Annotated in this window: 22 protein-coding genes; 10 read left to right on the top strand and 12 right to left on the bottom strand. The window is 71.0% G+C overall.

Translation table 11 applies throughout. The features are described 5' to 3' along the window. Positions 1 to 5 precede the first annotated feature (5 nt). Together ACIBJH_RS26890 and ACIBJH_RS26885 are read left to right on the top strand one after the other, a co-directional pair. The gene (locus tag ACIBJH_RS26890; protein ID WP_399119430.1) at positions 6 to 1,154 is read left to right on the top strand and encodes an acyl-CoA dehydrogenase family protein; all 1,149 of its coding nucleotides are present in this window, start codon (positions 6 to 8) and stop codon (positions 1,152 to 1,154) included. Between the two features lie 46 nt (positions 1,155 to 1,200). Next, complete coding sequence (locus ACIBJH_RS26885; protein ID WP_399119642.1) at positions 1,201 to 1,926, top strand: SDR family NAD(P)-dependent oxidoreductase; 726 nt, start codon at positions 1,201 to 1,203, stop codon at positions 1,924 to 1,926. A gap of 3 nt (positions 1,927 to 1,929) precedes the next feature. On the opposite strand, the gene ACIBJH_RS26880 is transcribed toward ACIBJH_RS26885, so the two are convergent. After that, the gene (locus ACIBJH_RS26880) at positions 1,930 to 3,180 is read right to left on the bottom strand and encodes an amidohydrolase family protein (RefSeq protein ID WP_399119429.1); all 1,251 of its coding nucleotides are present in this window, start codon (positions 3,178 to 3,180) and stop codon (positions 1,930 to 1,932) included. Next, positions 3,174 to 4,211, bottom strand: coding sequence for a CoA transferase (locus tag ACIBJH_RS26875; protein WP_399119428.1), 1,038 nt, complete (start codon positions 4,209 to 4,211; stop codon positions 3,174 to 3,176). The genes ACIBJH_RS26880 and ACIBJH_RS26875 overlap by 7 nt, the downstream gene beginning before the upstream one ends. 70 nt (positions 4,212 to 4,281) lie before the next feature. On the opposite strand from ACIBJH_RS26875, the gene ACIBJH_RS26870 reads away from it, so the two are divergent. Then, positions 4,282 to 5,250 carry an enoyl-CoA hydratase/isomerase family protein gene (locus ACIBJH_RS26870; RefSeq protein ID WP_399119427.1) on the top strand — a complete coding sequence of 323 codons (969 nt, stop codon included), beginning with the start codon at positions 4,282 to 4,284 and terminating at the stop codon, positions 5,248 to 5,250. Between the two features lie 47 nt (positions 5,251 to 5,297). On the opposite strand, the gene ACIBJH_RS26865 is transcribed toward ACIBJH_RS26870, so the two are convergent. From ACIBJH_RS26865 to ACIBJH_RS26835, 7 genes are read right to left on the bottom strand one after another with little or no spacing between them, the layout of a single operon-like run. Further along, positions 5,298 to 6,026 carry an enoyl-CoA hydratase-related protein gene (locus ACIBJH_RS26865; protein ID WP_399119426.1) on the bottom strand — a complete coding sequence of 243 codons (729 nt, stop codon included), beginning with the start codon at positions 6,024 to 6,026 and terminating at the stop codon, positions 5,298 to 5,300. Next, positions 6,023 to 7,318 carry an amidohydrolase family protein gene (locus ACIBJH_RS26860; RefSeq protein ID WP_399119424.1) on the bottom strand — a complete coding sequence of 432 codons (1,296 nt, stop codon included), beginning with the start codon at positions 7,316 to 7,318 and terminating at the stop codon, positions 6,023 to 6,025. The genes ACIBJH_RS26865 and ACIBJH_RS26860 overlap by 4 nt, the downstream gene beginning before the upstream one ends. A 25-nt stretch (positions 7,319 to 7,343) precedes the next feature. Continuing rightward, positions 7,344 to 7,661 carry a hypothetical protein gene (locus tag ACIBJH_RS26855; RefSeq protein ID WP_399119423.1) on the bottom strand — a complete coding sequence of 106 codons (318 nt, stop codon included), beginning with the start codon at positions 7,659 to 7,661 and terminating at the stop codon, positions 7,344 to 7,346. After that, positions 7,627 to 8,010: a hypothetical protein gene (locus ACIBJH_RS26850; RefSeq protein ID WP_399119422.1), complete on the bottom strand. Its 384-nt coding sequence runs from the start codon at positions 8,008 to 8,010 to the stop codon at positions 7,627 to 7,629. Before ACIBJH_RS26850 ends, ACIBJH_RS26855 begins: the two co-directional genes overlap by 35 nt. Next, complete coding sequence (locus ACIBJH_RS26845; protein ID WP_399119421.1) at positions 8,007 to 8,714, bottom strand: ABC transporter ATP-binding protein; 708 nt, start codon at positions 8,712 to 8,714, stop codon at positions 8,007 to 8,009. Before ACIBJH_RS26845 ends, ACIBJH_RS26850 begins: the two co-directional genes overlap by 4 nt. Next, positions 8,711 to 9,421, bottom strand: coding sequence for an ABC transporter ATP-binding protein (locus ACIBJH_RS26840; RefSeq protein WP_399119420.1), 711 nt, complete (start codon positions 9,419 to 9,421; stop codon positions 8,711 to 8,713). Before ACIBJH_RS26840 ends, ACIBJH_RS26845 begins: the two co-directional genes overlap by 4 nt. Next, positions 9,402 to 11,516: an ABC transporter permease gene (locus ACIBJH_RS26835; RefSeq protein ID WP_399119419.1), complete on the bottom strand. Its 2,115-nt coding sequence runs from the start codon at positions 11,514 to 11,516 to the stop codon at positions 9,402 to 9,404. The genes ACIBJH_RS26840 and ACIBJH_RS26835 overlap by 20 nt, the downstream gene beginning before the upstream one ends. 210 nt (positions 11,517 to 11,726) lie before the next feature. Here ACIBJH_RS26835 and ACIBJH_RS26830 point away from each other — a divergent pair, with 210 nt between their 5' ends. The 4 genes from ACIBJH_RS26830 to ACIBJH_RS26815 are packed head-to-tail and all read left to right on the top strand — an operon-like array spanning position 11,727 to position 14,868. Beyond that, entirely contained in the window at positions 11,727 to 12,122 is a 396-nt protein-coding gene (locus ACIBJH_RS26830; protein ID WP_200711230.1) for a nuclear transport factor 2 family protein, read from the top strand. Beyond that, complete coding sequence (locus ACIBJH_RS26825) at positions 12,119 to 13,234, top strand: acyl-CoA dehydrogenase family protein (RefSeq protein WP_399119418.1); 1,116 nt, start codon at positions 12,119 to 12,121, stop codon at positions 13,232 to 13,234. Before ACIBJH_RS26830 ends, ACIBJH_RS26825 begins: the two co-directional genes overlap by 4 nt. Positions 13,235 to 13,236: 2 nt before the next feature. Next, positions 13,237 to 14,022, top strand: coding sequence for an acyl-CoA dehydrogenase family protein (locus ACIBJH_RS26820; RefSeq protein WP_399119417.1), 786 nt, complete (start codon positions 13,237 to 13,239; stop codon positions 14,020 to 14,022). A gap of 42 nt (positions 14,023 to 14,064) precedes the next feature. Further along, entirely contained in the window at positions 14,065 to 14,868 is an 804-nt protein-coding gene (locus tag ACIBJH_RS26815; protein WP_399119416.1) for an acyl-CoA thioesterase, read from the top strand. A gap of 21 nt (positions 14,869 to 14,889) precedes the next feature. On the opposite strand, the gene ACIBJH_RS26810 is transcribed toward ACIBJH_RS26815, so the two are convergent. From ACIBJH_RS26810 to ACIBJH_RS26800, 3 genes are read right to left on the bottom strand one after another with little or no spacing between them, the layout of a single operon-like run. Then, positions 14,890 to 15,651 carry an SDR family NAD(P)-dependent oxidoreductase gene (locus tag ACIBJH_RS26810; RefSeq protein WP_399119415.1) on the bottom strand — a complete coding sequence of 254 codons (762 nt, stop codon included), beginning with the start codon at positions 15,649 to 15,651 and terminating at the stop codon, positions 14,890 to 14,892. Positions 15,652 to 15,693: 42 nt separating this feature from the next. Then, positions 15,694 to 16,842 (bottom strand): thiolase family protein, encoded by a 1,149-nt coding sequence (locus tag ACIBJH_RS26805; protein ID WP_399119414.1) that lies wholly within the window; start codon positions 16,840 to 16,842, stop codon positions 15,694 to 15,696. Continuing rightward, positions 16,835 to 18,268 carry a class I adenylate-forming enzyme family protein gene (locus ACIBJH_RS26800; RefSeq protein ID WP_399119413.1) on the bottom strand — a complete coding sequence of 478 codons (1,434 nt, stop codon included), beginning with the start codon at positions 18,266 to 18,268 and terminating at the stop codon, positions 16,835 to 16,837. The genes ACIBJH_RS26805 and ACIBJH_RS26800 overlap by 8 nt, the downstream gene beginning before the upstream one ends. Before the next feature lie 54 nt (positions 18,269 to 18,322). On the opposite strand from ACIBJH_RS26800, the gene ACIBJH_RS26795 reads away from it, so the two are divergent. The 3 genes from ACIBJH_RS26795 to ACIBJH_RS26785 all read left to right on the top strand — a co-directional run bounded on the left by ACIBJH_RS26795 (position 18,323) and on the right by ACIBJH_RS26785 (position 20,150). After that, a complete protein-coding gene (locus tag ACIBJH_RS26795) occupies positions 18,323 to 19,084 on the top strand; it encodes an SDR family NAD(P)-dependent oxidoreductase (RefSeq protein WP_399119412.1) in 762 nt (253 codons plus the stop codon). Positions 19,085 to 19,098: 14 nt separating this feature from the next. Continuing rightward, entirely contained in the window at positions 19,099 to 19,842 is a 744-nt protein-coding gene (locus ACIBJH_RS26790; protein WP_399119411.1) for an SDR family NAD(P)-dependent oxidoreductase, read from the top strand. Between the two features lie 125 nt (positions 19,843 to 19,967). Next, positions 19,968 to 20,150, top strand: a complete 183-nt coding sequence (locus ACIBJH_RS26785) for a hypothetical protein (RefSeq protein WP_019069998.1) — start codon at positions 19,968 to 19,970, stop codon at positions 20,148 to 20,150. Positions 20,151 to 20,159 lie beyond the last annotated feature (9 nt).

Genomic DNA, 20,159 nt, shown 5'->3' with positions numbered 1-20,159 from the left:
ATGTTGTGCGCCGAGACGTCTTCACCGACGACCACGAGGCATTCCGCCGGCTCGCCAGGGACTTCATCGCCAAGGAGGTCGTCCCGCACTACACCGAGTGGGAGGAGACCGGCCGACTCCCCCGCACGCTCTTCGAACAGCTGGGCTCGCTGGGCTTGTTGGGCACGGCGGTCCCCGAGGAGTACGGCGGAGCCGGCCTCGACGACTACCGCTACAACGTCGTCCTCCAGGAGGAATCGGCCCGCGCCCTGGTGACGTTGGGGACCGTCCGGACTCAACTCGATGTCGTCCTGCCGTACTTCCTCACCTACGCCGACCGGGATCAGCGCGAGCGCTGGTTCCCCGGCCTGGCCTCCGGGAAGTTGCTGACGGCCATCGCGATGACCGAGCCGGGCACGGGCTCCGATCTCGCCGGGATCCGTACGACCGCCGTGCGCGACGGGGATTCGTACGTCCTCAACGGCGCGAAGACCTTCATCACCGGCGGGCTCCTCGCCGACCTGGTGATCGTCGTGGCCCGTACGGCGACCGACCCGGACAACCGCCGCGCCGGGCTCACCCTGCTGGTCGTCGAGGACGGCATGCCCGGCTTCACTCGGGGCCGGGTGCTGCACAAGCTGGGCATCAAGGTGCAGGACACGGTGGAGCTGGCCTTCGACGACGTCCGGGTGCCGGTCACCAACCGGCTCGGCGAGGAGGGTGCCGCGTTCGGCTATCTCGGCCACAACCTCCCGCAGGAGCGGATGACGGTGGCGGTGGGTTCGGTCGCGCAGGCGCGGGCTGCCCTGGACACGACGATCGCCTACGTCAAGGAGCGCAAGGCGTTCGGGAAACCGGTCGCCTCTTTCCAGAACACGAAGTTCGAACTCGCCGCCGTGGCAGCCGAGATCGAGGCCGCACAGGCCATGTTGGACCGGGCGGTGCTCGAACTCGTCGGGGGCGAACTGAGCGGGCCCGACGCCGCCAAGGTCAAACTCTTCTGCACCGAGATGCAGGCCCGCGCGGTCGACCGCTGTCTGCAACTGTTCGGCGGCTACGGCTACATGCTGGAATACCCCATCGCCCGGCTCTACGCGGACGCGCGCATCACCCGCATCTACGCCGGAACCAGCGAGGTCATGAAGGTCATCATCGCCAAGTCCCTCGGATTGTGAGGCGGTTACGGTGCCGGACTTCTCCAGCAGACCAGGTGTCGCGTTCGTGGCGGGCGGCTCGGGCGGTATCGGGGCGGCGGTAGTACGGCTCCTCGCGGAGCGGGGCAGCGACATCGTCCTCACGTACCGGGCCAACCAGGAGGCGGCGGACGCCGTCGCCGCCGAGGTGGGGAAGCTGGGCCGTCAAGCGCGGGCGATACGGCTGGACTTGACCGACGAGGCCGCCACGGCCGAGGCCGTGGCGGAGACACCCGGCGGCATCCACACGCTCGTGTACGCGGCAGGTCCGCACGTGCCGATGAGGCACCTGAGCAGGGTCTCGCCGAGTGAGTACCGTGCCCAACTCGAAGGCGACGCCGTGGCGTTCTTCAACCTCGCCCATCCCGCACTGCCGTTGCTGCGCGAGAGCCGGGGCAACATCGTCGCCGTGACGACCGTCGCCACCCGCCGCTTCCCGGTACGGGACGGACTGTCGTCGGGCGCGAAGGGCGCGGTCGAGGCGGTGGCCCGGGCGCTGGCCGCCGAGGAGGGCCGCTACGGCGTCCGCGTGAACTGTGTGGCGCCCGGCATGCTCAACGACGGTATCGCCGGCCGCCTGATCAGCTCCGGCGAACTCGACGAGGACGCCCTCGCCGTCACCCGGCGCAACATCCCGATGCGCCGTTTCGGCGACGCCACGGACATCGCGGAGGCGGTCGCGTTCCTCGCCTCGGACCGGGCCGGGTTCATCACCGGGCAGGCGTTGGGAGTCGACGGCGGCTACAGCGTGTAGAGGTCATGCGGGCGAGATGCGGCGGCCCGACACGTATGCGGCGCGGACCAGTTCACCGGACAACGCGTCGAGGGCCGTACGCAGCGGTACGTGGAGCAGGCACAGGTCGGCGACCGCGCCGACTGCCAACCGCCTTGTGCGGGCCGGATGTCGGGGTTCGCCGGTGAACAGCCGTAGCGCCGCCTCCGGTTGGAGCCGTTCACCGTCGTCCCGTTCGGTCGCTGCCCGCATGACCGCCCAGGGGTCCGGGGTGCCGTAGGGCGCGTCGGTACCGGCGGCGAGGGGGATGCCGGCCTCGGTCAGGGTGCGGCAGCGGTAGAGGTGAGGGCGGTCGTCGGTGTCCACGTCGGTGGCGTACGCGGAGGCCCGTTCGACGGGGAAGTGGGGCTGGGTCACCACCGTCACCCCGAGCCGTCGCAGCCACGGGATCGTCTCGGCCGGGATGACCGACCCGTGCTCGATCCGGTCGCCGTCGGCCGGACCCACCTCGTCCAGAGCGAGCAGTGTCACCAGCAACTGCACCCGGGTCACACAGTGCACGGCGACCGGCCTGGGCCTGATCTCCCCTATGGTGCGGGCGAGTTGGGCCGGAGTGGGGAGCGTCGGATCGTCGAGCATCAGCTTCACGGGCTCGTCGACGCCCATCACCAGGAGCCGTTGTGGAAGGACCGACAGCATCTGGGTGAGTCCGCCGGCCGGGTGCGGGTCGGCGTTGGTGAACCCCGTGACGCCGAGTGCCGCCGCCCGCCGTCCCACGCCCTCCAGATCCAGCCGTACGGGCGGCACGAACCCGCGCAGCCGCTCGTCCTCGCGCCAGAACCGTCCGTCGCCCTCCAGCCCGGCCGCCCGGAGCGCGGCGCTGTTCCACACCCACAGCGCGCCGGTACGATGCTGCACCCGCACCGGCCGATCCGGGACGAGCGCGTCCAGCGTCCACCGGTCCAACTCCCCCGCGACGCCCTCGTGGTAGCCGACGGCCCGCACCCACTCCCCCGGCGGCCCACTCGCCAAGGCCGCCGCGAACGCCGTACGGTCTCGTACGTCCCCCGGCCCGACACGCACGGAGGCGGCTTCGGCGGCCAGCGCCGCGAGATGGATGTGATGGTCGTGCAGCCCTGGCAGCAACGCACCGCCCCGGCCGTCCACTTCACCCCGGCCCAGCAGCCCGGGCCCGATCTCGGCGATCCGCCCACCTTCGATCCGTACGTCCACCGCCGCTCCGTGGCCCGCCACCTCCACGTTCCTGATCAGCACGGCGGGTGGACCGGTGTGTACGCCTCGGCGAGGGTCGCGGCGCAGGCGGCCATGGAGACGCAGAGGAGTTCTCCGCCTCCCCCGGCGAGGGAACGGGCCGCGGCGTGGGCGGCGAAGACACCGGTGACGGGGTCGGCGAGTGCGTCACCGAGGAAGACGGGGTCGCCGTTCGGGCCGAGCCCGGTCAGTCCGCCGGCGACGGCAGCATCGTCACCGAAGGCGATACGGCCGCTCTCGCGTCCGTAGCCGGTGATGCCGACCCAGACCCGGCCGGGGCGGGCGGCGAGGAACTCCTCGGCGCGAAGACCGAGTCGGCGCAACGCGCGCGGTCGCGAGGCCTCGATGACGACGTCGGCCTCGGCGACGAGTTCGTCCAGCGCACCTGGGGCGAAATCCACCACCAGGTTGTCGTGGCCGTCGTGCAGCCAGCGGTAGAAGGCGGGCGACCCGAGGCGGGCGCCGTCCGGTCGCGTCGCGCTCTCCACCTTGACGACCCGCGTGCCGGCCAGCCCCAGCAGCCGGGCGCACAGCGGCCCCGCCCAGAGTGCGGAGAAGTCGACGACACGCAGATCGGCCATCGCACGCACACGCCGCTCGCCCCAGTGCTCGGCACGAACCGCCGGCCGTGCGTCCTGGGTGACCGATCCAGGTACTGCGGCGGCGATGCCCAACAGCTGTGCGGCCTCGGCCGCTTCGGCAGCCGTGACCCGCTGTACGGCCTCGTGCAAGCCCCCGGTTTCCGCGGACGGAGAGCCGAGCAGTGCCAGCAGTGCGGGTACGGCGTTGAGGTCGTCGGGGCGGGCCAGGTTCACCGCGGTCCAGCCGTCGGCGGTGCGAAGGAGGTGGCAGGAGCCGTTGGCCGAGGTCCTTCCTGGGCGTTCCAGACCTGCCAGTTGAGCCCGGAGGAACAGTGCGCTCGGCAGATCCACCGGCACACCCGTCAGATCGGTGAACGAGCGGGCGACGTCCGAGAGGGGGGCCAGGTAAGGCTCGACAGTGTCCATCCATGCGCGGAGAGCGTGATTCTCCATGAGTCGAACCCTCTTCTCTCCACAGGTGATCTCAAATTACACTCCGGTCCACGCCTGGAGGGAGATCACCGTGGAGTCGCCCTTCGTGATCGTCGATCTCGACCGCACCCCCGCATGGGAACCAGACGCACGCGACCGTGTCGTGATCGGTGTGGCCGCAGCACCCAAGGACTCGATCGCCGGGTACGACGTACTGCTCACCGGTGTCCCCGATCCGCCCAGGCCGTGGGTGTCGTGCGCGGATCCGCAGGCCACGGCTAGGGAGCTGGGGCACATCGTCGAGGGTCGGCCCGCCGCGGCCGTCGCGCTGGTGCAGGTGCTACGGATGGGCAGCGGGCTCTCGGTCCCGGACAGGCTGGTTCTCGAATCCCTGGCCTATTCGACGCTCCAGGGCGGAACGGACTTCCGGTCCTGGCTGGCCGCCGCTCCCCGGCGTACGCACCGCCCGGCCGAGACTCCCGTACGGCTCGGTCGTGACGGTTCTCGGCTGGCCATCACGCTGGACCGGCCCTGGGTGCGCAACGCGTTCGACGCGGCGACGCGGGACGCGCTGTGCGAGGCGCTCCAGGTGGCCGTGGCCGACCCGTCGGTCACCCGCGTCGACGTGTACGGGAACGGTCCAACGTTCTGCAGCGGGGGTGACCTCTCCGAGTTCGGTACGTCCCGTGATCCGGCGCACGCTCATCTCGTGCGGGTCCATCGCAGCCCGGCCGCGCTATTGCACCGGTGCGCTCCGCGGGTGACCGCGCATCTGCACGGGGCCTGTGTCGGAGCGGGGATCGAACTCGCCGCCTTCGCGGGCCGGGTGGTCGCCGCGCGGGACACGGTGATCCGGTTGCCGGAGATCGGGATGGGGCTGATTCCGGGTGCGGGCGGCACGGCGAGCATCCCGGTACGGGTCGGCCGGGAGCGGACGGCGTATCTCGCCCTGTCCGGGGCGGAGTTGAGCGCCGTAGAGGCACTGCGCTGGGGACTGGTCGACGAGATCAGCGATACCGATGACGCGACCGCCGATGCTCAGGAGGCGGTCCGCTCCTGAGCATCACTCCGGTGTCTCCAACAGTCGCCGAAGACACCGGAGTTGGGTCACTTCCCGGTCCACACCGGACTACGGCGTTCGGCGAAGGCCCGCGCCCCCTCCGCCGCGTCGGCGCTCCTGAACACCGCCTCGACCTCTGCCGGTTCTGCCCAACGGCGTTCCCGCATCAGCTTCTTCGTCATCGCGACACCGAGAGGGCCGTTCTCGGCGATGCGCTCGGCCAGGGCCAGCGCTGTCTCCCGCACCTTCTCGGCCGGTACGGCTCGGTTGACCAGGCCGAACTGCTTGGCGTCCGCCGCCGTGACGAGGTCGCCGGTCAGTCCCATTTCCAGGGCGACGGCCAGTGGAACCCGGTCGGCGAGGGTCGTACCGCCGCCGGCCGCGAAGAGGCCGCGTTTGACCTCGGCGATGCCCAGCTTGGCGTCCTCTGCGGCGACCACCAGGTCGCAGGCCAGCGCGAGTTCGAAGCCGCCGGCGAGTGCCGAGCCGTTGAGGGCGGCGATCACCGGGGTGGCGATGCCCTGGCGGAAGAACCACACCAGGCCGTCGAACCTGCCGCCGCCCTTCGCGAACGCCTTGAGGTCCATGCCGGAGCTGAAGACCGTTCCGGCGCCGGTGAGGACGATCGCCCGGACCGCCGGGTCGGTGTCCGCCTCTCGCAGCACAGCTGACAGTTCGTCAATCAGCTCCGGGCTCATGGCGTTTCGGACCTCGGGACGGTTCAGGGTCGCCACGAGGACGGCGCCGACCCGTTCCGTCAGGACCAGGTCGCTCATCGGGCCGCCGCCACGGCCGCCCGGGCCTTGGAGCGGAACGCCTCCAACTTCTCGGCGGGCTCGATGAGTTGGTGGCTGCGGGACCGGGTGGTGACGTCGTGGCCCTCGGCCGCCTTGCGCAGGGCGCCCACGGTGGCCTGCTCGCGCGGGATGTGCGCGAAGGGGTCGAAGGAGTACCAGCGCATCGCGTTCTCGAAGGTGATCTTCCGGGCGTCGTCGTCGGGGACGTCGCACTCCGTGAGCACGTCGTGCAGCTGCTCGGGGGCGTCCGGCCACAGGGAGTCGCTGTGCGGGTAGTCGCCCTCCCAGCAGATGTTGTCGATGCCGATGTCGTGGCGCAGCCGTACACCCAGCTTGTCGGTGATGAAGCAGGTCAGGAAGTGCTCGCGGAAGACCTCGGAGGGCAGCTTGCCGCCGAAGTCCTGGAGGGTCCAGGTGGAGTGCATCTCGAAGGTGCGGTCGAGGCGCTCCAGGAAGTACGGGATCCAGCCGGTTCCGCCTTCCGAGAGGGCGATCTTCAGATTCGGGAACTCCTTGACCGGCCGCGACCAGAGCAGGTCGGCGGCGGCGGAGACGATGTTCATCGGCTGGAGCGTGATCATCACGTCGGGCGGCGAGTCGGCGGCCGGCACGGCGAGCCTGCCGGAGGAGCCGATGTGCACCGACATGACGGTGTCCGTGTCGGAGAGCGCGCGCCACAGCGGGTTCCAGTACGGGTCGTGGAAGCTCGGGTAGCCGAGGACCGCGGGGTTCTCGGTGAACGTGAGCGAGTGCACGCCCTTCTCGGCGACCCGGCGGACCTCCGCCGCGCACAGCTCCGCGTCCCAGATGGCGGGCAGCGCCATCGGGATGAAGCGGCCCGGGTAGGCGGCGCACCACTCGTCGATGTGCCAGTCGTTGTAGGCCCGGACGAGCGCGAGGGAGAAGTCGGCGTCCTCGGTGGCGAAGAGCCGGGCCGAGAAGCCGGGGAAGGAGGGGAAGTTCATCTGGGCGAGGATGCCGCCCGCGTTCATGTCCTTGATGCGTTCGTGCACGTCGTAACAGCCGGGGCGGATCTCGTCGAGGCCCTGCGGTTCGACGCCGTACTCCTCCTTGGGCCGGCCGGCCACGGCGTTGAGCGCCGAGTTGGTGATGGTGACGCCGCGGAACTGCCAGACGTCGGTTCCGTCGTCCCGGTGCACCAGTTGGGGCGCGTCTTTCTTGTAGCGCTCGGGAAGGTGGTTCACGAACATGTCGGGCGGCTCGATGATGTGGTCGTCGACGCTGATGAGGATGAGGTCGTCGCGGTCCATGACGGCTCCTTCGGGGGTGGGTCGGTCAGTCGGAGGCGGGCAGCGGCTTGGCCGCCTTCAGGGTCATGGGGGCGCCGTCACAGGTCAGTTCGCCCGCGCCGGAGGCGGTGCAGAGCAGTTCGAGCGTCCCGGTGGCGTCGACGTACCGCTTGCCGATGAGGGTGGTGGTGCCGGCCGGTCCGGGCTTCGCCGGGGGCGCTTCGGCCGCGGGGACCAACGGGCTGCCGCCGCAGGCCAGTTGGGGGTGTGCGTCGGCGGGTGCGCGGATGACGACCACGCGGGTGCCGCAGACGGTGCTGGCGAGTTGGTCACCGGGGCGCGGCGTCGGTGCCGGTGGGGTCATGGCGGAGTTCCCTTTCGAGCAGGCGGTCGGCGAGGAGTTCCACGTCGTAGGACTGACGGGCCATCCAGTACCGCAGGAAGCCGGTGAGCGAGTACCGCAGGAAGAGCGCGGAGCCGACGACGCTTCCGGCGACCGCGGCGAGGCCGAGGGTGAGAGCGTCGTTCTGCACCAGCGGGTCGCTGGTGTTGTGCGAGATGAAGTAGGCGCTCACTCCGAGGACGACGCCGATCGTCATCAGGACGGCGCCCGCGCGCAGCCAGAGAGCGGCCCTTCCGGCGGCCGGGTCGGGGATTTTCAGGACGGTGAGTTCGCGGACGAAGCGGTCCGCTCGCGTCTCGGTGGACGTCATGTGGAACTCCCCAGGTAGAGAGCGGACAGTTCGGCGCGCAGGCCGCCGTCGGGGTGGCCCTGCCGTTCGACCCGGCCGCGGACGAGGACGGCGGCATGGTCGCAGATGTCGAGAACCGCAGCGGCGAACTGCTCGACCACCAGGACTGCCACGCCCTGCCGGGCGATCTCGCCGACCTGCTCGTAGAGCCGGCCGACGACCAACGGGGCGAGCCCCATGGAGAGTTCGTCGAGCAGCAGGACGGCGGGGTCGGTGGTGAGACCGCGGGCGAGGGCGAGCATCTGCTGCTCGCCGCCGGAGAGGGTGCCCGCGGCCTGTCCCGCGCGCTGCGCGAGGACGGGAAATCGGGCGAACGCGATCTCCTCGATCTCCTCACGGCTGCGGCCGGTGAAGGTCATCATCAGGAGGTTGTCGCGGACGGAGAGGTTCGGGAACACGCCTCGTCCTTCGGGGATGAGGCAGACTCCGGCGCGGGCCAGGTCGCGGGGGTCGGCGCCGGTCATGTCCCGTCCGCCGAGCACGAGTTGGCCGGACTCGACGGGGTGGACTCCGGCGGCGACGCGCAGGGTGGTGGTCTTTCCGGCGCCGTTCGGTCCGAGCAGTGCCACCACCTGTCCGGCGGTGACGTCGAGGTCGACGCCGTGCAGGACGGTGATGCGTTCATGGGCGGCGCGGATACCGCGCAGTTCGAGAAGTGCGCTCACGCGTCCCCCAGATAGGCGGCGAGTACCGTTTCGTCGCTGCGGATCACCTCGGGCGGGCCGGCGGCGATGATCTTGCCGAGGTCGAGGACGTACACCTCGTCGCAGACGGCCATCACGAGGCTCATGTCGTGCTCGACGAGGACGACGGCGGTGCCGTCCTCGGTGAGGGCGCGCAGGAGTTCCGCGAAGCGCTCGGTCTCCTCCGCGTCCTGTCCGGCGGCGGGTTCGTCGAGGAGCAGCACCTTCGGGCGGATCGCGAGCGCTCTGCCGACCTCGACCAGGCGGCCGACTCCGGTGGGGAGGGCGTCCGGTGAGGTGTCGGCGAGGCCGGTGAGATCGAGGCGGTGCAGGATCTCGGTGACGACCTGGTCCGCCCGGCGGCGTTCGGGTCCGAGTTCGGCGGCGACGAGGAGGTTGTCGCGCACGCTCAACCGGCCGAAGAGTTCCAGGCGTTGGAAGGTGCGGGCCAGTCCGTGCCGGGCGCGGGCCGAGGGCCGGGCCCGGGTGACGTCCCGGCCGTCCAGCCGGACCTGCCCCGAGGAGGGTCTGCGCAGTCCGGAGGCGACGTCGAACAGGGTACTTTTTCCTGCCCCGTTGGGTCCGATGAGTCCGGTGACCCGGCCCGCCTCGGCGGTCAGGGCGACCCCGTCGAGAGCGCGGTTTCCGCCGTAGGAGACGGTCACTCCGCTAACCTGCAGCGATGCCACGGGCCAGCACCTCCTCGTCCTCGGGGCGCCACTCACGCCGTAGGCCCCACCACTCGACGGCGATCTCCGGCTCGACCGGAACGGCCTGCCGGGCGTCCGCCCAGGTGCGCAGCGCGAAGGCGAGGAGGAGTGAACCGCCGTAGTACGTCCAGTCGTTGATCACGTCCTCGAAGCGCAGCGCCCAGGCCAGGGCGAGGACGCAGAGCAGGGCGGGCAGGGCGATGCGGTCGCGGGCGAGGGGCTCCCACTGGCGGCGGAAGCGGGAGACGATGCCGTCGGGGTTGTGGCCGAGTCCGACGCCTGCGAGGCCCGGGAGCAGGGCGACCAGGTTCGCGGTGCCCGGGGCGATGGCGATCAGGGCGTTCGTCGGGCCGACGAAGGCGGTGCCCGCGAAGAGTCCGTTGCCGACCGCGCCGAGTCCGCCGACCACGGCGACGAGGAAGATCGGCAGTCCCGCGATGAGGCTGAACTGGTCGGCGGTGACGGTGCGTTGCTGCATTCCGTACAGCGCTCCGCCGAGTCCGGCGATGCCGGAGGCGAGGGCGAACACGGCGACCTTGGCGACGAGCAGGTTGCCGCCGAGGGTGGCGTACGCGGCCTCGCTGTCCCGCAGGGCGATCAGTCGCCGTCCGAAGCGGCTGCGGCGCAGGGCGGCCACACCGATCGAGGCGAGGGCGAGGCAGACGGCGGCGAACACCATCAACTCCCGCCCGCTGTCGAGCCGTAGACCGAAGAGGTGGGGCCCTGAGATGTCCACCGAGCCCTGGTCGAAGAGGGCGATCCGCAGGCCGAGGACGTGGAAGGCCGGGATGGTGAAGATCCAGCGGTCGAGGATCACGGCGAACGCGGCTGTGCCCAGGGCGAGATAGACGCCGGAGAGCCGTAGTGCGGGCAGTGCGACCAGCGCTCCGGCCGCCGCCGAGACCAGGATCGCGGCGCCGAGCGCCCACAGTTGGCCGTGGGCGCCGAGGTGTCCCCAGACGACCGCGCCGATGCCGGCCATGCTCAGCTGGCACAGGGAGACCTGTCCCGCGTACCCGGCGAGCGGGACGTACGAGAGTGCCACCACGCCCAGCGAGAAGATCGCTCCGTAGGTGATGAGGTCGGCTTCTCCGAGAAGGGAGGCCAGTACCGCGCCGAAGGTGATGACCACCGCGGCGAACACGAGTGTGCCGCGCGCGCTCGGCACCGGGACGCGGGCGAGCCGTCGTTCGCGGCCGCGCAGGCGGCGGTGCGGGAAGACCAGCAGGGCGAGGAAGAGAAGGAGGGCGGGGGCGGCGAGCCGTAGTCCGGGGAGGTAGTCGTTCTGCGGCAGGTAGCCCGTCAGATAGCTCTCCATGCAGCCGACGACGACGGCGCCGAGGAAGGTGAGCGGCAGGCTGCGCAGCCTGCCGAAGACTGCCGCGGTGTAGGCGCTGACGATCAGCAGGGAGAGCTGGGCGGCGTCGAGCGTGACGGTCGGGGCGATCAAAATGCCGCCGATCGCGGCCAGTTGGGTGCCCAGGATCCAGGAGACCCGGCCCGCCCGGACCGGGTCGGCGCCGGTGAGACCGACGAGTGCCCGGTCGTCGACGGCCGCGCGCATCTCGGCTCCGGCGCGGGTGCGGTAGAGCAGGACGCGCAGGCCGATCGCGACGGCGACGGCCACCGCCATGGTGATCGCCTGGTGCCAGGTGATGACGGCAGGCCCGACATGGAAGGGCTTGCGGTCGGCGAAGAACAACGGCAGTGGGCGGGCGACGTTCGGGTCCCAGATCCAGCGCGCCGCCGCGATGAGTCCACTGAGCAACGCCACCGTCATGACGAGCCGTTCGGCTTCGCCGAGGGCCTGGACGGGGCGCAGCACGAACCGCTCGACGAGCAGTCCGAAGCCCGGGGCGAGCACGAGCAGCACCACGACCAGGGCGACCGGAACGGGCCAGCCCCAGCCGACGGTCAGCTGCCAGTACATGAACGCGGACAGCATGCCGGCCGCGCCGTGCGCGAAGTTGAACACGCCGGTGGTGGTGTAGGTGAGCACGAGCCCACTGCCGATGACGGCATAGATCGCGGCCGTGCTCAGGCCCACGATCCCGAAGGTGAGGAACTGGTCCATCGCGTCGGATCTCCCCTCTCCATCGCTGGAAACTAGCTTCTCATCTACGGAGAATCAACCATTCAGACAGAGACTGTTGACGTCGCCTCACGCGTCGTGGAAATCTGCCACTCATCTGAGAGAATGGCATTCTCACTCATGGTGAAGGGTGGAAAGTCCTTGTCCTCCTTGCCTGTTCCGGCTCCTCCCCCAGGTCCGACCGACGACCTGATGGAGATCCAGCAGCTCCTCGCCCGCTACGCGGTGTGCATCACGCGCGGCGACCTGGACGGGGTGCTGGCGGTCTTCACACCCGACGGCACGTACAGCGCCTTCGGGGACTCCTACGGCCTCGACGAGTTCCCGGCGCTCGTGGCCGCCGCCCCCAAGGGGCTGTTCCTCACGGGTACGCCGGCCGTCGATCTGTCCGGCGATACGGCCACCGGCACCCAGCCGCTGTGCTTCGTCGACCACGCCACGCACGACATGCGGATCGGCTACTACAACGACACCTACGTCCGCACGGACGAGGGGTGGCGGCTGCGCACCCGCGCGATGACGTTCATCCGCCGCAGCGGAGCGCACGACTCGGGCCGCCCGCACGCCTATCAGCGCCCGGGAACATGAACGCCTCCTCCGCGCCCGGGTACGTGAACGTCGCCGACTTCCGCTCGGACCTGCGCGGCTGGCTGGACGAGCACGACCTGTCCCCCGGCCCCGACCACTCCCTGGACGCCCAGGTCGCTCAACTGGCCCGGGTCCGCCGGGCGTTGTACGACGCGGACTGGATGCGGTACGGCTGGCCCGCCGAGGTGAGGGGGCTCGGCGGGCCCGCGGTGCTGAGAGCGGTGCTCGGCGAGGAGGTCGCCACCCGGGAACTGGCCGAGCCGGGCATCTACTCGATGATCGAGGTCCTCGCCCCGACGATGATCTCGTACGCCCCTCCCGCGCTGGCCGCCGAAATGGTGCCCCGGCTGCTCAGCGGCCGCGAGCAGTGGTGCCAGGGCTTCTCCGAGCCCGGTTCCGGCAGCGACCTGGCCTCCCTCACCACGCGCGCGGCTGCCCGCGACGGCCACTGGGTGATCAGCGGCCAGAAGGTGTGGACGAGCCTGGCCCAATTCGCCGCTCGCTGCGTCCTGTTGACCCGCACCGCGCCGGGCCACAACGGGATCACCGCTTTCTTCGTCGACATGGACACCCCCGGCATCACCGTCCGGCCACTGCGCACGATGCACGGTGTGGACGAGTTCGCCGAGGTGTTCTTCGACGACGTGATCGTGCCCGCCGACCGGATGCTCGGGAGCCCCGGCGACGGCTGGCGCCTGGCCATGGACCTGCTGCCGCACGAGCGGTCCACCTGCTTCTGGCACCGGATCGCCCATCTCTACACGCGACTTGACCGCCTGCTGGCCGAGACGAGCGTCCCGGACGACGCCGAACTCGGCGCCGCCTACCTGGCGTTGCACACCGTCCGCTGCCGCTCCCACGCCACCCAGCGACGCCTGGGCGAGGGCGAGCGGCTGGGCGCGGAGACGTCGGTCGACAAGGTGCTGCTCGCCACCGCCGAGCAACGGCTCTTCGAGACCGTGCGCGATCTGCTGCCCGGCGTACTGGAGTTGACGGACACGCCGTGGCGCTCGGAGTACCTGTACGCGAAGGCGGCGACCATCTACGGCGGTACGGCCGAGATCCAGCGGAACATCATCGCGCGCCGACTGCTCGACCTGGGGAAGGAGTAACCGTGGACGCCGCCGAACGGGACCTGCTCGCCGAGACGCTCCGCAAGACGATGACGGCCGCGTCGGGACAGGCTCTGGACACCGCCCTCGCCGACCTGGGCTGGGCCGAACTCCTCGCCGAACAGCCGGACATCGCCGTACCGCTCGCCTTCCGTCTGCTCGGCGAGACGGGTGCCCACGCGCCCCTCCTCAACGACGTCCTGCTCGGCGCGGCGGGCCGTCCGCTCGGCGGCACACTGCCGCTGCCGTACACCGGCGGCACGTGGGTCGCCTGGGAGCGCGACGACAGTGCGGCCGGGGCGGCCCTGGACGCCGAACTGCCCCTGCGGTCCGTGCCCGCCGGAGCCCCCGTCCCACTCCCCGCCGGTCGGGTCGCGCTCGGCTGGTGGCTGCTCGGGACGGGTCGCGCCATGCTCGCGCTGGCCCGCCAACACGCCGTCGATCGGGCACAGTTCGGCCGCCCGCTCGCCTCCTTCCAGGCCGTGCGTCACCGGCTCGCCGAGACCCTCGTGGCGCTGGACGGCGCCGAGGCCACCCTGGTGGCCGCCACCGACGATCTGGGCGCGCTGCTGGCCAAGGCCGCGGCCGGGCAGGCGGCGCTGACGGCGGCCCGGCACTGTCAGCAGGTCCTGGGCGGGATCGGTTTCACCGCCGAGCACGATCTGCACCGGCATGTGCGGCGGGCCATGGTGCTGGACGGACTCCTGGGCAGTGCACGGGAGTTGACGCGCGAGGCCGGGGCACTGCTGCGGGCCGGCGGGTCCGCTCCGCGGCTCGTCCACCTGTGATCGACAGCTCGTCCGCCCGTGATCGACCGAGGAGTGACATCAGTGACCGATCTGTGGAGCGACCTGCTCTCCTGCCTGGACCTCGCCGTCCGCCCCGGTGACACGTTCGAGGGCCGCAACCAACAACTCGGCTATCACCGCATCTTCGGCGGGCAGTTGCTCGCGCAGAGTGTCCGGGCCGCCCAACTGGCCTGCCCCGAGAAGGCGGTCAAAAGCCTTCATGTGCAGTTCGCGCGGGCCGGACGGCCGCAGGAACCGGTGCGGTACGAGGTGACGCGTCATCATGAGGGCGGTTCCTTCGCCACGTTGACGGTCGTGGCGCGTCAGACGCAGGGCGTCGCGGCCGTGGCGGCGGTTTCCCTGCACTCCCACGAGGAGGGTCCCGACCAGCAGATCGCGTTCCTGATGCCGGCGGTGCCGGGAGCCGAGCACGACGTGGACCTCTCGCTGCTGCCCTGGGACACCCGGGCCACGGTCGACGTGGACTCGCCGAAGTCGGAACCGCCCGAGTACGACCTGTGGATGCGGACACCGGCGGTGGCGCTTGAACTCGCGCCCGCGTTGACGGCGTACGCGAGCGATCTGAGTCTGATCGGTACGGCGCTTCGCCCGCTGGAGGGGGTCACGCAGCACGATTCGGGAACGGCGTTCTCGTCCGCCGTCACCGCGCACACGGTGTGGTTCCACCGCCCCTTCACGACGGACGACTGGCTTCTCCTGCGCCAGCAGAGCCCGTTGCTCGCCCACGGCCGCTGCTACGGCCGGGGCGATGTGCTCACCGCGCAGGGGTCTTTGGTCGCCTCGTTCGCGCAGGAGGCCCTGTTGCGCTTCCGTACGGTCGAGTAGCGGCCCGCTCCCACAGAGCGCTCAGCGCATCACGGTGCCGCCGTCGACGTTGATGACCTGGCCGTTGATCCAGGCCCCCGCGTCGGACATGAGGTGGGCGACCATCGCGGCGATGTCGTCGGCGCGGCCGTGCCGGGTGCTGCGGGTGCGGGCGAGCAGTGCCTCCAACAGGTCCGGGGCGGCGCCCTCCTGGATCGCCGGGGTCAGGATCAGACCGGGGGCGACCGCGTTGGCCCGGATGCCCTCCCTGCCCCAGCGGGAGGCGACATGACGGGCGAGGGCGTTGATGCCCGCCTTGGTCGCCGAGTACGCGGGGCGCGCGGCCTCGCCGGTGAAGGCCGCGATGGACGAGGTGTAGACGAGCGCGCCGCCGCCCCGGGCGAGGAGTTCGGGAACGGCGTAACGCGTGACGAGCATGTGGCCCCGCAGATTCACGGCGAAGGTCCGGTCCCAGACCGCGAGGTCCATGTCGACGACGTCGGTGTCCTTGGAGACCGCGCCCATGTCCCCCGCGTTGATGTGCACTGCGTCGAGGGCGCCGTACGTCCGCACGGTGGTCGTCACCAGTTCGCCGACCGAGGTCTCGTCGGCGATGTCGAAACCCACCCCGATCGCCTCGCCACCGGCGTCACCGATGGCCGAGGCGGTCCGCCGGGCGCCCTCGACATCGAGATCGGCGACGACGACCCTGGCGCCCTCGTCGGCGAGCCGCCGGGCCGACGCGGCACCCAGCCCGGTGGCCGCGCCGACGACGAGAACGACCTTCTCCTTCAAGCCCTCCACAGCGTTCCCCTCATCGCATCGACTCCTCTCCGTACTTGAGCGCTATGGCGCCGGCACCTCGATGACCGTGGCCGAGCCCATGCCGCCGCCCGCGCACATCGCGGCCACGCCGATGCCACCGCCTCGGCGGCGCAATTCGTGCACCAGCGTGACCAGCATCCGGGCGCCGGTCGCGGCGACCGGGTGGCCGAGGGAACAGCCGCTGCCGTTGACGTTCACGCGGTCGGGGTCGAGACCGAGCAGTTTCACCGCGGCGACGGGCACGGCGGCGAAGGCCTCGTTGATCTCGAAGAGGTCGACGTCGGATGTCGAAAGTCCCGCGCGGGCAAGGGCTTTGGGGATCACCTTCACGGGGGTGAGCCCCGTCTCGGCGGGGTCGGCGCCGACCGAGGCCCAGGAGCGGACCACGGCGAGCGCGGGCAGGCCGAGCCGGTCGCTGGCCACCACCAGTGCGGCGGCACCGTCGTTGGCGCCGCCCGCGTTGCCCGCCGTGATCGAGAAGCCGTCTATCTCCGGGTGGAGCGGCTTGAGCGAGGCCAGTTTCTCCAGGCTCGTGGTGCGGCGCGGGTGTTCGTCGACGGAGAACAGTCCGTGCGGTGTGTCGATGGGCACCAGCTCGGCGTCGAAACGGCCTTCGTCGATGGCGCGAATCGCGTTCTGGTGCGAGCGCAGCGCCCAGGCGTCCATGTCTGCGCGGCTGAGACCGGCCCGTACGGCGGTGTTCCAGCCGACCGTGATCGACATGTCCAGGTTGGGGGCGTCGGGGCGGTCCGGGTGCGTGGGCGGGCTCCACGGCTCGACCCACTCCCCGTCCACGCGGAATCGCAGTTTCGGGGAGGTGGAAGCCGAGTTGACGCCGCCGGCGATGACCAGTTCGTCCATGCCCGCGCGGATGCTGCCCGCCGCGCTCTGCACGGCCGCGAGACCGGCGGCGCAGTGGCGGTTGTGGGCGAGGCCGGGTACGGCGGTGAGTCCGACGGTCAGTGCCGCGTGCCGGGCCACGACCCCGCCCCCGTACAGGCCCTCGCCGAGGATGACGTCGTCGACCGCGTCCGGGTCGAGCCCGTCCGTGGCGGCAGCGGCGGCGACGATGTGGTGGGCCAGGTCGAACGCGGTGGTGTCGCGGAGGGTGCCCTTCACGGCGGTGCCGACGGGGGTACGCAGGGCGGACACGAGGACTGCTTCAGGCATGGGTGGTCTCCAACTCGGCCAGCAGGGTGCGGCGCAGCAGCTTTCCGGTCTCGGTCTTGGGCAGTTCGGCGCGGAAGACGATCGTGTCGGGGGTCTTGGAGGAGCGCAGCCGGTCCCGGACCCACTGGCGGACCTCCGCCGGATCGCCCTCGCCGACCACGACGGCCACGATCCGCTGCCCCCACTCGGCGTCGGGCACACCGATCACCGCGGCCTCCACGATCCCGGGGTGGGCGACGAGAACGTCCTCGATCTCGGCGGGAGCGATGTTCTCGCCGCCGCGAATGATGGTGTCGTCGGCACGGCCCTCGATGAACAGATAGCCGTCGACGTCCAGACGGCCCCGGTCCCTCGTGGGGAACCAGCCGTCCGCGTCGAGTGCGCTGCGTCCGCCGTATTCGCCGGAGATCTGATCGCCGCGCACGAAGACGAGCCCGGTCTCCCCGGCACGGGCCGGTTTCCCGTCCTCCCCACGGATCTCGATCTCGACCCCGGGCAACGGCCGCCCCACGGAACCGAGTCGGTCCCGTACGGCCGGGTCGGCGGACGCCACCGCCTCGCGGTGGTCGTCGGGTCCCAGCACCGCGACCGAAGAGGCCGTCTCCGTCAGGCCGTAGGCGTTCACGAACCCCGTCCCGGGGAAGATCCGCAACGCCCGCTCCACCACGGGCAGCGGGGTCCGGGCTCCGCCGTAGGCCAGGCTGCGGAGTGCGGGCGTACCGGCGTCGTCCGCCGGGACCTCGGCGACGATGCGGGCCAGCATGGTGGGCACGACGAGTGCGTGGGTCACCCGCTCGCGGCGCGCGGTCTCCAGCCACTCCCCCGCGTCGAAGGCGGAGAGGTACACGAGGCGGCGGCCCGAGTAGAGGTTCGTCAGCAGGTTCATCAACCCGGCCACGTGGTACGGCGGGACCGCCACCAGCGCCGCGTCGCCCTCCTCGGCGGAGCCGAACTCCTGGGTGTTGAGCACGTAGGCCAGCAGGTGGCGGTGGCGCAGCAGGGCCGCCTTGGGTTCGGCGGTCGTGCCGCTGGTGTAGAGGACCACCGCGACCGAGTCCTGGTCCTGGGCGTGGGCCAACTCCGTTACGTCGGTGTCCTCTTCGGCGCTCAGCAGGGCGTCCAGGTCGGCGGGGCGCAGCACGAGGGCGCCGGGGTGGCGGGCCAGGAGGCGGTCCAACTGGTGTGCGCCGAGGCGGTAGTTGAGGGGGATGAACGGGATGCCCGCCAGAGCGGCTCCGAACAGGGCCACCGGATAGGCGAGGTGACTGGGGCTCAGATAGAGCACGGCCGGGTGACCTTGGAAGCGGTGCGCGGCGGTGCGGGCGCGGGCGAGCAGTTCCGAGGCGGTCAGGGAGCGGCCGTTCGCCGTGACCACCGGTCGGTCGCCGCCCGAGGCCACCATCTCCAGAATCATGGTTATGTTCATGAGAATGCTATTCTCATCTCACTAGAGCGCTGTTCGCAAGAGAGGAAATCCTTGATGCAGATCAGTGGGAGCTCCGCGGTCGTCGTCGGCGGGGCGGGTGGCCTGGGCGAGGCCACCGTCCGTCGGCTGCACGCGGCGGGAGCGAAGGTCGTCGTAGCCGATCTGGCCGACGAGAAGGGCAAGGCCCTGGAGCAGGAGTTGGGTGTGCGCTATGTGCGCACCGACGCCACCGTCGAGGACGACGTCCAAGCGGCGCTGGCCGAGGCGGAGTCGGCGGGACCGCTCAGGATCTCGGTGGACGCGCACGGCGGCCCGGCGAGCGGTGGCCGGCTGGTCGGCAAGGACGGCTCTCCCCTTGACCTCGCGGGTTTCCGCAAGACGATCGACGTGTATCTCACCGGCGTGTTCAACGTGCTGCGCCTGGCCGCCGCCGCGATGGCCCGTCAGGAGCCGCTGGACGGCGGCCGGGGTGTCATCGTCAGCACGGCGTCCATCGCCGCGTACGAGGGCCAGATCGGCCAACTCCCTTACGCGGCAGCCAAGGGCGGAGTCGTCAGCATGACCCTGGTCGCCGCCCGCGATCTCTCGCCGCTCGGCATCCGGGTCGTCACGATCGCGCCGGGCACCTTCAACACACCGGCCTACGGCAAGGCAGGTCCCCAACTGGAGGCCTACTGGGGGCCGCAGGTGCCGTACCCGAAGCGCATGGGTCAGTCACCGGAGTACGCGTCACTGGTCCAGCACATCGTCGAGAACGACTATCTCAACGGCGAGGTCGTCCGTCTCGACGGCGCCCTCCGGTTCCCGCCGAAGTAGGGGAAGTGAGCGGCGTGAGCGGCTCGTTGAAGGGCAAGGTCGCGTTCGTCGCGGGCGCCAGCCGTGGCATCGGCCGTACGGTCGCGCTGGCGCTCGCCGAAGCGGGCGCGTCGGTCGCGGTCGCCGCGCGCTCCGAGCGGGAGGGGCGGCTGCCCGGGACGATCCACTCGGTCGCGGACCGGATCACGGCGGCGGGCGGACGGGCGCTGCCGGTGCCCTGTGACGTGAGCGACGAGGCGTCGGTCGACGCGGCCGTCGCCGCCACGGTCGCGGAATTCGGCGGAATCGACATTCTCGTAGCCAATGCCGGGGTGCTCTGGCTCGGCCCGGTCGAGTCGACGCCGCTCAAGCGCTGGCAGCTGTGTCTGGACGTCAATCTGACCGGGGTGTTCCTGGTGACCCGGGCGGTGATTCCGCACGTACGCGCGCGTGGCGGTGGGTCGTTGGTGGCCGTGACGACCGGCGGGGTGGGCATGACGGACCGGGGCGCCAACGCGTACTGGGTGTCCAAGGCGGCGGTCGAGCGCCTCTATCTGGGGCTCGCCGCCGACCTGCGGAAGGACAACATCGCGGTCAACTGCCTCGCTCCGTCAAGGGTGGTGCTGACGGAGGGATGGCAGGCCGGGGGCGGGGGCCGGGAGATCCCGCCGGAGATGGTGGAGCCGCCGGAGGCGATGGCGAGGGCCGCGGTTCTCCTCGCGGGCCAGGACGCCACGGGCCTCACCGGTACCGTGCAGCGCTCGGAATCCCTTGCCTGAACGGCGAGTTGGGCCTGCGTGCGCGAGTCGCGGCGGGCACGACTGATCGGCGCCATCGGGGGCACACGGAACGACGAGCCGCCGGGGTCACCGGTGGCTCGTCGTCCATTCGTAGGGATCCTCACATGCTTGCCTTTGTGGCTGCCGCGCTCTTCGTCATCGCCTTCCTCATCCGCGTCACCGAGACATCGACCCAGCTGGTCTTCACCCCGACGAGCCTCATGCTCCTCGGACTGGCCTTCCTCGCCGCGCACTCGGCCGGCCTGGGGACGGGTTGGTCCGCGCGCCGCAGTGGCCGTCGGCGCTGACGCCGTAAG

It is taken from the genome of Streptomyces sp. NPDC050548 (assembly GCF_044457385.1).
In the GTDB taxonomy this organism is placed as follows: domain Bacteria; phylum Actinomycetota; class Actinomycetes; order Streptomycetales; family Streptomycetaceae; genus Streptomyces.
This window is presented reverse-complemented; position numbering and strand designations above follow the sequence as displayed.

What these genes read in the sequence shown, in the direction of transcription:
- ACIBJH_RS26875 (WP_399119428.1), bottom strand. Translation starts at nt 4,211, where the DNA reads ATGGAGAATCACGCTCTCCGCGCATGGATGGACACTGTCGAGCCTTAC.
- ACIBJH_RS26865 (WP_399119426.1), bottom strand. Translation starts at nt 6,026, where the DNA reads ATGAGCGACCTGGTCCTGACGGAACGGGTCGGCGCCGTCCTCGTGGCG.
- ACIBJH_RS26860 (WP_399119424.1), bottom strand. Translation starts at nt 7,318, where the DNA reads ATGGACCGCGACGACCTCATCCTCATCAGCGTCGACGACCACATCATC.
- ACIBJH_RS26855 (WP_399119423.1), bottom strand. Translation starts at nt 7,661, where the DNA reads ATGACCCCACCGGCACCGACGCCGCGCCCCGGTGACCAACTCGCCAGC.
- ACIBJH_RS26850 (WP_399119422.1), bottom strand. Translation starts at nt 8,010, where the DNA reads ATGACGTCCACCGAGACGCGAGCGGACCGCTTCGTCCGCGAACTCACC.
- ACIBJH_RS26835 (WP_399119419.1), bottom strand. Translation starts at nt 11,516, where the DNA reads ATGGACCAGTTCCTCACCTTCGGGATCGTGGGCCTGAGCACGGCCGCG.
- ACIBJH_RS26830 (WP_200711230.1), top strand. Translation starts at nt 11,727, where the DNA reads ATGGAGATCCAGCAGCTCCTCGCCCGCTACGCGGTGTGCATCACGCGC.
- ACIBJH_RS26825 (WP_399119418.1), top strand. Translation starts at nt 12,119, where the DNA reads ATGAACGCCTCCTCCGCGCCCGGGTACGTGAACGTCGCCGACTTCCGC.
- ACIBJH_RS26805 (WP_399119414.1), bottom strand. Translation starts at nt 16,842, where the DNA reads ATGCCTGAAGCAGTCCTCGTGTCCGCCCTGCGTACCCCCGTCGGCACC.
- ACIBJH_RS26800 (WP_399119413.1), bottom strand. Translation starts at nt 18,268, where the DNA reads ATGAACATAACCATGATTCTGGAGATGGTGGCCTCGGGCGGCGACCGA.
- ACIBJH_RS26795 (WP_399119412.1), top strand. Translation starts at nt 18,323, where the DNA reads ATGCAGATCAGTGGGAGCTCCGCGGTCGTCGTCGGCGGGGCGGGTGGC.
- ACIBJH_RS26785 (WP_019069998.1), top strand. Translation starts at nt 19,968, where the DNA reads ATGCTTGCCTTTGTGGCTGCCGCGCTCTTCGTCATCGCCTTCCTCATC.